Source organism: Acinetobacter sp. SW-226, from assembly GCF_055632855.1.
In genome coordinates this window covers 1,799,231-1,811,333 of record NZ_CM145752.1, presented here as the reverse complement: position 1 = coordinate 1,811,333, position 12,103 = coordinate 1,799,231, and the positions used below count along the sequence as shown (strand labels likewise).

Genomic DNA, 12,103 nt, shown 5'->3' with positions numbered 1-12,103 from the left:
TGTTCCATAGGTATTATTTAAAAAGATGAAAATCTTTTGCAATTTTTAATGGAGAAAACTCTTCTATTTCATAGTTCGCACACCGATGTTTAACATAAGGGTCTAGTGCCTCAATCCGCTCTAATTCATCTTGATTTTCAGCTTGGGCAATAATAACCCCAGCACTGTTTTTTGAGAGATTTCGACCAAAAGTCAAAAAGACTTTATTGTCAAATTGCTGATTTAAAAATTCAATGTGTTGAGCATGGTATTGCTCGCTGATCTCACCGAGATCAACAGAAACATGGATTAAATACATTTGAACCATTTCCAAAAAATTAAAGCATAAGTATCAATTTAAAGTGCTGAGTAAAATCATGCCGTAAAGGCTGAATAACTGAATATTTACATCTCAATATAAGTTTTCAATTTGGCGCACTAAACGTTGTGCATGTTCCTGCGCGGCCATAGTCTGTTGCTGTAAACCATCTTCATCGCCACGTGCAAGATAGCTAACACCTGTTGTATAGACTGGTGCTTGTATGTCTAAATTGCATAATGCAGCAAGACTGTCGAAGGGTGCCAATAGCGTTTCAAGTGAGTGTTGCATGATTGCATTTGGCGCATAAGCAACTTCGGGAGCTCCCGTGGTAAAGGACAAAATCAATTGCTTACCGCCCAATTTCGCATTTGAGCCATGAGAAAAACCATGTAGAAAAACCTGATCTAGCCATTTTTTAAGCAGTGCTGGTAATGCATACCAATGAAATGGAAACTGCCACACAATGATGTCCGCAGCTAACAGTGCTTGTTGTTCAAGCTCAATATCGAAAACTTCATCTGGGTAAAGTTCATCTAACTTACGAATTTTTGCATGAGGGAGTGCAGTTGTTACGTGATTGAGAATGGCTGTATTCGCAACCGAATCTTGTAAATTGGGATGTCCTGAAATTACGAGTATTTTTTTCATCATATTTACCTTTAGAAAATTAAGCCTGCTGTTGAGACGCATACAATGCTTGTCTTAACCAGATTACCACTTAAGCCCACATCGGGTTGAACATGAATGAATGGTAGTCAGAAAAATTGTGATTGATAAGGTAGGTAATTGGCACTACATTAGTATCTAAAAGTTAATAGTTGTGCATTGATATGAATGGCTCAATTTATAATTATTTGGTTGTATTCCATGCCATCGTCAATGAGGGAAGTTTAGCTGCAGCTGCACGGCAGCTTGAAACTGCCCCACCTGCTGTCAGTAAGTCCTTAAAACTACTTGAGCAAACTATAGGCTTACCCTTATTTAATCGCACCACACGTCATTTGGAGCTTACAGAAGCGGGACAACATCTGTTTCAAAACACACAAGAACCAATTAAAGCGTTAACAATCGCGCTAGAAAGTGTTCAAGACTTAAAGAGTGAACCTGCTGGTATTGTGCGAATCACAACAGCTCGTTATGCCTATCTAAGTGTTTTACAGCCCTATTTAGGTGAGTTCTATCAACGATACCCACGTATTCAACTTGAAATTGCGATTAACGATGGAACGGTCAACGTTTCAAAAGAGGGCTATGATCTAGGTATTCGCTTTGGAAATAAAATTGAAGAACATGTGGTAGCACGTCAAATTTTACCCAAACAAACTCAAGGATTATTCGCATCAAAACATTATCTTGAACAGCATGGAGTTCCGCAAAAACCTGTAGATTTAAAACAACATCAGTTAATCGGCTATCGTTTTACAACAGCGAATACGCTTTCTCCATTGCTTTTACAAGAAGATGGAAAAGAAATTAGTGTTGAAATGCCTGTCTCTTTCATTGCTAATGATATAGAAGTCAATATGGATGCAATTCGGCAAGGTATCGGTATCGGTCGAATTTTTTTAATAAATTTAAAACAACAGCCTGATCAAGAAAACTTTATTCCTGTGCTCAAGCCATACTGGAGAACATTCCCTCCTGTTTATCTCTACTATTTACAAAATAGTCAAAAGTCTAAACGTGTAAGGACGCTCATTGATTTTTTACTGGAAAAAAATACCGCTTAAAAAAACGCTCTCCTTATCTGTGCTTTCGCTTTTTCATTATTTAAGTGTTCAACTAAGCCTCACTTTCAGATTCGGCATAGTATGTATTAAGTAGTCGGTGTGCATTTTCTTCGCAGCTTAAGTCTCGGGGCGTATTTTGTATCGAATCAATCAGGATCAGTAAGTTCTTTTTATTTTCAGCCAACATTTTTTGCATTTTTACAATTTCTTGTACTTTGTCCTTCAAGGTCTGAATCAATTTTTCATGATTCCAGTTAGCAATATTTGCAGGGATCAACGATTTGATCTCTTCTAAGGAAAAGCCAACTTGTTGTGCCTGCCTGATCAAATACAATTGTTTTAAATCCTCTTCTGAATATTGACGGTAACCATTCGATAAACGCTTAGGTTTAGGCAATAACTGGATTTGCTCATAATAGCGAATTGTAGGCGTACTCAACCCACTCAGTTTCGACAACTCACTAATATTCATACGAAATACCCTCTTTATATTCAAGTGAACTTGAAGCCTGTGATATACAAAAATCAATCATATTTAAGCATGCGGTAGAGAATAAAGAAAAATACCAGTGAGTTTATTCACGGACTGATATTTCTCACGATGATGACTTTTACACCCTCTTTTAGTCAGGACATAAGCAACTATTTTATGCTATGTGACGTTTGCTCTCTTAGACTTAAACCAAAGCTTTTGCACGGCGTTGCATACGATGACGATATTGCTTAGTACGTTTGCTCATTGCAAGTTGCTGTAAAATCAATGCCCAAAATGGTGATACTCTAGGGTTCGGTTTCTTACCTTGACTCAATTTGCGTAGCTGAAACTTTACAGTTGACAAGTTGGCAACCGAAGCGAGTGCCTTGTTTTCCCACTCTATTGGTTTGAGTTCAGGGGCAAGATTTTGACCTAGTTTCCACGCATTAGGTAAATTTGGCTCTAAGGCAAGCGCAGTCCCAATCCCCACCATTTCTACACCACTTTGTATGACCTGCTCAGCCACAGGCTGACGACGAATTCCCCCTGTGACCATAATCGGCATTCGAGCGATTTTACGAATTTCTGTAGCAAATTCTAAAAAGTAAGCTTCACGTGCAAGCGTTCTTCCATCACGGGCTTGGCCTTGCATTGCAGGGGCCTCGTAACTACCACCAGAAAGTTCAACCAAATCCACAGCAAGCTCATTCAACATTTCAACCACTTGCTTGGCATCGTCTGCACTAAAGCCACCACGCTGAAAGTCGGCCGAGTTAAGTTTTACCGCAACTGCAAATTGATCAGACACAACTGCACGTACCGCTTTCACAATTTCGAGTAAAATTCGAGCACGGTTTTCCAATGAACCACCCCACTGATCTTGGCGTTGGTTACTGAGTGGTGATAGAAATTGACTGAGTAAATAGCCATGTGCAGCATGAATTTCTACACCCGTAAAACCTGCCTGCTCAGCCAGTTGTGCTGTGCGTGCAAAACGCTGAATGACTTCTTCAATCATCACTTCTGTCATTTCAACTGGTGTTGCAAACTTATCCGACATTTTTCCTAAATCTAAAGCTACAGCAGAAGGAGCCCAAGTGTCTTGCCCCATATTCGACTGCATCTGACGTCCCGGATGGTTGATTTGCAACCAAAATTGAGCACCTTTAGCACGTCCAATATTTGCCCATTTTTTAAATAGATCAAGATGTTCGATATCTTCAAGCACCACCCCGCCAGGTCCTGTCATTGCCCGGCTATCAATCATGACATTTCCAGTAATGATCAAACCGACACCACCCTCTGCCCAAGTATGATAAAGATTAAATAAATCTTGTGATGGTGCTTGCTCTAAAGTTGCCATGTTCTCTTCCATTGCCGCTTTAGCAAGGCGGTTTGGAATCGTTGTCCCATTGGGTAGGGTTAATGCATCAAATATGTTCATCATGATCACCTCTTTTGATCTGATAACTACTTTAAGGTTAAAGTTAACTTTAATGTCAAGTGATTTTTATGCACTCTCAAAATAAAATGAGCAATCTTTAGGTCACCCATAGTTAAAGTGGATTTTGCATCTAGATACTAAATTTTTGGATTAGCTTTGCATAATGACCAATAATTCAAAGTCAAAGATTTCAGGATCACGGTCAACATTCCCTGAAAATACTTGAATACACGTTTAATCTCTCATTTTTATGGGCACAGCCATGTTATTTATTACATTTTGATGGGTAACGAATATCTAAGAATGTAATGCCTCCCTGTCTTACTGACATCATTGGCCTCTGCTTAAAGCAGTACTTAAGATCCAGCATATCTATTGTTAATGACATAGCATACTGTCAGAAAAAAGAAAGGTTATATTGAAATGTCAGCATGTGAAAATCTTTTCTAATGCTGTGATTCATGTAAAAGGTTGCGAATAAATAGCAATTTTATGTCTGTAAATATTTACACCTTTCCCGACTTGACATTCAAGTTCACTTAAAGCTTATAGTATTTATAGCAAACACAGGTGTACTACCGACCTTAAGCATGATTCCATGAGGAGTTTCTCCATGACGGCAATAAAAAACAAAAAATATGATTTGGTGGTATTTGGTGCAACCAGCTTCGTTGGACAAATTTTGACAACTTACCTAAGTGACTACCTCTCAATGCAAGGTGAGTCAGCTGAACAAATTCAGTGGGCAATCGCTGGCCGGTCATCAAGCAAACTCAATGCGTTAAAAAATAAGCTTGGTGAAAAAGCACAAAATTTGGACATTATGATTGCAGATGTCAATGATACTGACGCAATTCACACGCTATGTGAACAAACCCGTGTGGTTGTTTCAACCGTAGGTCCTTATGCACTTTACGGTGAACCGATGATCAAGGCCTGTGTTGAAACAGGTACAGACTATTGTGACCTTACGGGTGAAACACAATGGATTAAAAAAATGATCGACAAGTATCAAAGCCAAGCCGAACACTCTGGAGCACGGATTGTACATTGTTGCGGTTTTGATTCTGTCCCTTCTGATATGGGCGTGTATTTTTTACAACAGCAAGCACAGCAACTTTGGCATGCCCCAGCGACCAACGTCAAAATGCGAGTGAAAGTTTTAAAAGGCGGCGCTTCTGGCGGAACGGTGGCCAGTTTAATCAATGTCATACAAGAAGCCGCAGCTGATCCTGCACTACGCAAAGCTTTAGTGAACCCGTACCTCCTTGTGCCACAAAATCATACACTCAGTGCACGTCAACACTATGTAAAATCGGCTGAGTTTGACAGCGATTTTGATGCATGGATTGCCCCCTTTGTTATGTCTGCTGTTAATGAACGGGTTGTGCACCGTTCAAATGCACTTGCAAACAATGCCTATGGGGCAAACTTTAGCTATAACGAAGCCATGCTGACAGGCCAAGGTTGGAATGGTCGTGTCAAAGCTTATAGCTTGGTCGCAGGATTAGGTGCATTCATGCTTGCAGCGGTTACCAAGCCTGTCAGTAAATTGATGGAGCGCTATATGCTCCCAAAATCAGGCGAAGGCCCGACACCCGAGCAACAACGCTCTGGCCGTTTTGATTTACGATTTATTGGCAAGTCAGATGCAGGACAAAGTCTTCGAATCAAAGTCACAGGCGACCGTGATCCAGGTTATGGGTCAACAGGAAAAATGTTGGGGCAAGCAGCATTAAGTTTAGTTTTGGATCATCATAAAAATGGCGAGAAAACGGGACGAAATGGCGGTTTTTGGACCCCTGCAACGATGTTTGATGAGCGCTATGTTGAACGCTTAAAACAGCATGCAGGTATTGGCTTTGAAGTGATTTAAGTCTTTATCAACTCATTGATAGAAAAGTATGTAAGGCGCATCATGCATTTTAAATACACAGTGTTATGTATTTAGCTGATGATGATTAAAATGCAGACTACAAATAGAAAAGAATGAAGCAACACAGGCCTCATTCTTTTTTGTTGAATCTTAAAAAATATCTGTTTGAACATCATACAAAGCATTTTTTGTTGCGCCTTTGCATCGTGATGTTTAGCTTTACTTTAGAACATATTCCCAAATAATGAATCCGAGAAAAAATCCAAGAAATGAATATAAAGTAATGATAAAGAATACAAACCAAGCTTTATTTTTTTTCAGTAAAAAGTTCATTTCCAATACCTCAACGCTTTATCTATATTTGTTATTCTAAGGTTTAGGCTATAAATGGACAGATACAGTTCTTTATGAAAAAAATATAACAGACTATAACAGATTTGCCATTTTTAACTCCTAAATGCGATTAGGCTGATATCAAGTAGTATAAAAAAGCATGAGGGGTATATGTGCCTCCCCATGCTTCAGTTGATTAAAGAATTAAACTTCCGTTTCTTTCTTAGCATTCATCCAACGATACAACACTGGCAATAGTACCAAGGTCAATAACGTCGAAGAAATAATTCCACCAATTACCACGGTCGCCAGTGGACGTTGAACCTCTGCCCCTGTGCCCGTGGCAAGCGCCATAGGAACAAAACCTAAGGACGCCACACAAGCGGTCATTAAAACAGGCCTTAAGCGCAAAATCGCCCCCTGCCAAACAGCTTCATGTAAGTGGTATTGCCCTCTTAACTCTTTAATGAAGGTCAGCATGACCAAACCATTTAAGACGGCAACGCCAGACAAGGCAATGAAACCAATACCCGCCGACATCGACAAGGGAATGTCTCTTAACCATAAGAAAAGCACACCACCTGTTAAAGCAAATGGAACACCCGTGAACACCAGTAAGCTTTCTTTCATGTTATGGAAAACAGCCATCAGCAAAATAAAGATCGTCAATAATGCCAGTGGAATCACAATCTGCATTCGAGCCTGTGCCGAGGCCAGATTTTCAAACTGACCACCATATTCAATCCAATAGCCACTTGGTAGTGGATACTGCTTCAGTTGAGTTTGTACCTCTGTGACAAAAGAGCCCAAATCACGCCCTTCGACATTCGCAGTGACAATCACACGACGTTTGCCATTTTCACGGCTGACTTGGTTGATGCCATCCATCATTTTTACCGTGGCAATATCAGTGAGTAAAATACTGCCGCCATTTGGAAGTTGTATTGGCAGTTGCGCAATACCACTGACACTACGGTCTTGTTCACTGAGTCGAATCACAAAGTCAAAACGGCGGTCACCCTGTAAAATTTCACCGACATTTTGCCCACCAATGCTTGCTGACACATAGTCTTGTATGGTTTTAACACTTAGGCCATATTGCGCTGCCAAACTTTTATCAATTTCAACATTAAGCAAAGGTAAGCCCGATGTTTGTTCAACTTTAACTGCGGTACTGCCTGAAACTTGTTGAATCAATTTACTGATTTTTTCAGCTTCCGCATTTAATACTTGCATGTCATCACCAAAGATTTTGACACCGACATCACTACGTACACCCGATATTAACTCATTGAAACGCAGTTCAATTGGCTGAGAAAACTCACTGTTGTTACCGGGCAATGTCGCCAAATACGCCTGCATACGGCTACGCAGTTCATCCAATGTTTCTTTCGGGTTTGGCCACGCATCACGGGGTTTTAACATGACATAACCATCTGAAATATTCGGTGGCATTACATCGGTCGCTACCTCAGCAGTTCCTGTACGCGCAAAAATAGCGTGTATTTCAGGGAATTTTTTCAGGAGTAGCTTTTCCGTATTTTCCTGAATACGAAGTGATTCTTCTAAACCTGTGCTTGGGGAACGCAGTTGCTGTACAGCAAAGTCACCTTCACTCAGTTGCGGTGCAAACTCACTGCCGATCCGCGTTGCGAGTAAACCTGTTAATACCAATAAGCACAGTGCAAAAGTTAAAACTACCGCTTTGTACTGATAGGCACAGTCTAATACTCGCTGATATCGCTCTTTTAACCACAACATCCAACGGCTTTCCGTTTCTTTAATGTCACCTTTAACAAAAAGTGCAACAGCCGCAGGCACAAAGCTGATCGACAAAATAATGGCCGCAACCAGTGCAAGAACAACCGTCAAAGCCATTGGGTGGAACATTTTTGCTTCTACACCAGTCAATGCAAAAATCGGTAAATACACCACTAAAATAATCAGCTGACCAAAAATAAGTGGACGACGAGCTTGGCGCGCTGCTAAAAATACTTCCTTAAAGCGTTCCGACTGAGTTAACGGTCGTTTGAGCAGTTGTTGTGCATGGGCTAAACGGCGAATACAGTTTTCAACAATTACCACTGCACCGTCGACAATAATACCGAAATCCAATGCCCCTAAACTCATCAGGTTGGCACTGATGTTCTGTTGTGCCATGCCTGTTAAAGTAAACAGCATAGACAGTGGAATCACACAGGCTGTAATTAACGCAGCACGAATATTACCCAAGAATAAAAACAGGATCACAATCACCAAGATTGCGCCTTCAACCAAGTTCTTTTGCACCGTTTTAATGGCTTTTTCCACCAAAGTTGTGCGGTCATAAACTGTTTCGATTTTAACGCCTTGCGGTAAACTGCTTTGCACCTCTTGAATTTTGGCATCTACAGCTTTAGACACCGTTCGACTGTTTTCACCCATCATCATCATAGCGATGCCGAGTACAGTTTCTTCGCCGTTATAGGTTGCGCCTCCTGTTCTGAGGTCATGATCAATTGAAACCTGCGCAATATCCGCAACACGGATCGGGCTACCATTTGGGCTGGCAACTGTTGTATTTTCAATGTCTGCAAGACTGTTGAGTGTGCCAGGCACACGAACTGTGAGCTGCTGACCATTTTCCTCAATAAAACCTGCCCCACGATTTTCATTATTTTCCTGTAAAGCAGTTTGCAGTTGGCTCAAGGAAATATTTAACTGCTGCATACGGTTTAAGTCAGGAGCAACCACATAGGTTTTATTAAACCCGCCAATACTGTTGACCTCTGCAACCCCTGCAACACGTTGCAATTGTGGACGAACGATCCAATCTTGGATCTCCCGCAAGTCCATCGCGCTATAAGCTGTACCATCGGCTTTTTTGGCATTCGGTTCAGCTTTAATGACCCATTGATAAATTTCACCTAAACCCGTCGAAACTGGCGACATGGTTGGAGAAACATCACTGGGTAAATCTGCTTTGGCTTCTTGTACCCGCTGATTAATCTGCTGGCGTGCCCAATAGATATCTGTACCATCCTTAAATACGATGGTGACTTGGGATAGACCATAACGTGAAATAGAACGAGTCAACTGTAAATCTGGAATACCCGCCATTGCCGTTTCAATTGGATAGGTAATCCGCTGCTCAACCTCCAGTGCGGTAAAACCATTGGCTTGGGTATTAATTTGTACTTGCGTATTGGTAATATCGGGCACTGCATCAATCGGCAGTTTTTGATAGCTGTATACACCAACCGCAATCCACGTGCAGACAAAGAGCATGACCCAAATGGCATTTTGAATAGAGAACTGAATAATTCGTTCAAACAAACCCTCAGGCTTGGGTAAATCATGATTAGTGTGCATGATCAGCCTCGCCTTTTTCGAGTTCAGATTTAAGAACAAAGCTGCCTTGACTGACATAGCGTTGTCCTGCTTTTATACCTGAAACGACTTCAATCCATTGACCATCATTTGACGCTTGTCCAAGTACAACAGGCTGTGCTTTCAAATGCACTTGCCCTTTTTGTTCAGCGTCGACCACAAATACTGACGTTTGACCTTCAATGTTTTGAATAGCACTTTTATGGACACGAAGCGCTATTTTGGAACTGGTATTGTCTAAAAAGATATTCACCAAAACATTTGGACGTAATTCAGCCGCTTGGCTTTTTAATTTAGCGCGTACCACTAAGCGCCCCGTTTGGGCATCGGCCTGAGAGGTTAAGCTTTGGATGACGGCTTGATATTTTTGCTCAGAGGCATTTGGTTTAAACGTTACACTTTGATTGGTTTGTAATTGACTCGATAACTGTGCAGGCAGATTAAACTCAAGCCATAACTCTTTAAATTGTTCAATCACAAAAAGCTGATCGGCCAATTGTACGTTTTCACCCACCACGATATCTTTTTGGCTAATCACCCCTGAGATGGGTGCTTTAATGGCAAAACGACCATTTATACCACCTGTTGCCCCCAGTGCATTTAAACGACTTTGCACGGATTGCACAGTAATCTGTGCCTGTCGGTAAGCATTTTCTGCCCGTTGGTAGTCTTGTTTAGCTGAAATGCCCTGTGACCATAACTGCTGTTCACGTTGATAATCCTGACGTGCCAAGTCCAAGCTAGCTTGGGCCATCCGTAAATTGGCTTGTTGATCAATCAGTTCAGGTACGGACAGTACAGCTAAAGTTTGTCCTTTTTGTACGTTTTGACCAAGTTCAACATGTACTTGTTCCACATGCCCACCAAAGTTTGGCGAAATGTGGGCTTGCTGATCGGTATTCACCACAAGCTTTCCAGGTAAAACAGTGACTTGAGATACCGCGCCTTGTTGAGCCGAAGCGATTTGAATGCCTTGCTCTGTCAGTTGCTGCGCTGTCAGTTGAATTTCACCTTCCTCAGCATGTCCTTTTTCTGACTCGGGCTCATCCGCATGTTCAGATTCTTCATGTTCCCCATGCTCATGTTCATCGGTGGTTTTATCTTTCGAGCTAAACCAAATTCCTATAGCAATCAGGAGCGTTACTAGAAGCAAAAGCCCAATCATCAATGGCTGTGATATTTTTCCAAGTTGGTTCTTCAGTTGCATATTATTGTGCTCCGCCAAGGATGAGGTCTTGTATTTGTGCGATTGAGTTTTTACTGATTTGGCTATAAGCATCTGAACTACTGATCTGTTCATAACTAGTGCCGAGGCTAAGCGCTTCTGCGGTCAATGCGGTCTGCCATGCTTGACGCAATAACTGTAACTGCCCAAGACGTATGCTTTGTAGTTGCGAATTGGCTTGTTGAATGTCGGTAATAGACAGCTTTCCGGCTTTAAAACCTTGTAATGTACGTACTTGTACTTGTTCTGCCAAAGTTGTTTGTTGACTGATCGCACCGAACTGCTGTTTTAGTCCTTTGAGCTCATGCATGGCATTGGCGATATCTAAAATTTGCTGTTTTAACTCACGCTGCTGCTGCTGATTCAACAAGCTTTGCTGACGCTGTGCCATCGGAATGCTGTATTGCTGACGGTTAAAGATATTCAGCGGAATATCCACGCCAACACCTAATGTGGTATCACTATTTTCATTCGGTGCTTGACTCCGTTTCATGCCGACATTTAAGGTCGGATTGGGACGCGCCTGCACTTTTAAACTTTCAATGTTTAAATTGGACTGTTGAATATTCAGGGCATACAGCTTTTCCAACCAACCTTCAGCAATATAACGCTGTACTGTGGCTTCACTTTGATCTGGCCATGGCATGGTGGTCGCATTGAGTTGAATGTCGGCTTTGGTTTCGCCCCAAAGGTTTGAGAGTTGACGCTGTGCTACTTGTTCAGCCAGTATTGCTTGTTGATATAAACGTTGCATATCTAAGCTTTCGATTTGCGCACGTTCATAGTCAACCAAAGCGATACTGCCCGCCTGATAGCGCTTTTTGGCACTGTCTAAATTATTTTGACTCACTTTGAGCTGTGCGGCAAATAGCGATTTTTCAACTTGTGCTAAAGCCAACTGCGACCATGCAAATTTCACCACCAATTGGCTTTGTGCTGTCCACAGTTGTTGCTGTAATTGGCCTTGTTGGTGTGCTGTTTCTGCGAGTTTTTGATCGAGCTTACGCTGTCCAAAAACATCTAAAGGTTGGCTAATGGCAATACTGAGTTCACGATCGGTATTTGAACCAAAACCATCTTGATTGATATTTAAGCTAGGGTTTTGCCATAAACCACTGTTTTTGATGTTCAGCTCTGAAATGCTTTGACGCTGTTGCCCAATTTCACTTTGGTTCTGATAGCGCTCTACTTTTGCCAAAGCCTCATCTAAAGTCTTGACTGGTTCGGCAAAGCTCCATTGCATCGTAGCTGTTGTTATGCCCACAGCAAGAGCTTGGCGTATAAACGCCTTGAATTGATTCGACATGCTTTTTCCCACTAATTTTTAGAAGAAGTGGTGGGAAATGTTTT

Annotated in this window: 10 protein-coding genes; 2 read left to right on the top strand and 8 right to left on the bottom strand. The window is 41.5% G+C overall.

Annotation, left to right across the window (positions count from 1 at the left end; translation table 11 throughout):
• Window positions 1-13: 13 nt before the first annotated feature.
• The gene (locus ACZ8ZH_RS08730; RefSeq protein ID WP_086210909.1) at window positions 14-307 is read right to left on the bottom strand and encodes a YciI family protein; all 294 of its coding nucleotides are present in this window, start codon (window positions 305-307) and stop codon (window positions 14-16) included.
• Between the two features lie 84 nt (window positions 308-391).
• The gene (locus tag ACZ8ZH_RS08725; protein WP_470247908.1) at window positions 392-952 is read right to left on the bottom strand and encodes an NAD(P)H-dependent oxidoreductase; all 561 of its coding nucleotides are present in this window, start codon (window positions 950-952) and stop codon (window positions 392-394) included.
• Window positions 953-1,131: 179 nt separating this feature from the next.
• On the opposite strand from ACZ8ZH_RS08725, the gene ACZ8ZH_RS08720 reads away from it, so the two are divergent.
• The gene (locus tag ACZ8ZH_RS08720; protein WP_086210911.1) at window positions 1,132-2,031 is read left to right on the top strand and encodes a LysR family transcriptional regulator; all 900 of its coding nucleotides are present in this window, start codon (window positions 1,132-1,134) and stop codon (window positions 2,029-2,031) included.
• 52 nt (window positions 2,032-2,083) lie between these two features.
• On the opposite strand, the gene ACZ8ZH_RS08715 is transcribed toward ACZ8ZH_RS08720, so the two are convergent.
• Together ACZ8ZH_RS08715 and ACZ8ZH_RS08710 are read right to left on the bottom strand one after the other, a co-directional pair.
• Window positions 2,084-2,503 (bottom strand): MerR family transcriptional regulator, encoded by a 420-nt coding sequence (locus ACZ8ZH_RS08715; RefSeq protein WP_119063950.1) that lies wholly within the window; start codon window positions 2,501-2,503, stop codon window positions 2,084-2,086.
• 205 nt (window positions 2,504-2,708) lie between these two features.
• Window positions 2,709-3,950, bottom strand: coding sequence for an NADH:flavin oxidoreductase/NADH oxidase family protein (locus ACZ8ZH_RS08710; RefSeq protein ID WP_119064049.1), 1,242 nt, complete (start codon window positions 3,948-3,950; stop codon window positions 2,709-2,711).
• 622 nt (window positions 3,951-4,572) lie between these two features.
• Between ACZ8ZH_RS08710 and ACZ8ZH_RS08705 the strand changes: the two genes are divergently transcribed.
• A complete protein-coding gene (locus ACZ8ZH_RS08705; protein ID WP_416202570.1) occupies window positions 4,573-5,826 on the top strand; it encodes a saccharopine dehydrogenase family protein in 1,254 nt (417 codons plus the stop codon).
• Window positions 5,827-6,045: 219 nt separating this feature from the next.
• Here ACZ8ZH_RS08705 and ACZ8ZH_RS08700 read toward each other — a convergent pair whose 3' ends face one another.
• From ACZ8ZH_RS08700 to ACZ8ZH_RS08685, 4 genes are all read right to left on the bottom strand, one after another.
• Window positions 6,046-6,159: a hypothetical protein gene (locus ACZ8ZH_RS08700; RefSeq protein WP_086210914.1), complete on the bottom strand. Its 114-nt coding sequence runs from the start codon at window positions 6,157-6,159 to the stop codon at window positions 6,046-6,048.
• A gap of 204 nt (window positions 6,160-6,363) precedes the next feature.
• Entirely contained in the window at window positions 6,364-9,510 is a 3,147-nt protein-coding gene (locus ACZ8ZH_RS08695; protein ID WP_086210915.1) for an efflux RND transporter permease subunit, read from the bottom strand.
• The gene (locus ACZ8ZH_RS08690; protein WP_119063949.1) at window positions 9,500-10,735 is read right to left on the bottom strand and encodes an efflux RND transporter periplasmic adaptor subunit; all 1,236 of its coding nucleotides are present in this window, start codon (window positions 10,733-10,735) and stop codon (window positions 9,500-9,502) included. The genes ACZ8ZH_RS08695 and ACZ8ZH_RS08690 overlap by 11 nt, the downstream gene beginning before the upstream one ends.
• A 1-nt stretch (window position 10,736) precedes the next feature.
• Window positions 10,737-12,059 (bottom strand): TolC family protein, encoded by a 1,323-nt coding sequence (locus ACZ8ZH_RS08685; RefSeq protein ID WP_119063948.1) that lies wholly within the window; start codon window positions 12,057-12,059, stop codon window positions 10,737-10,739.
• Window positions 12,060-12,103: the final 44 nt, after the last annotated feature.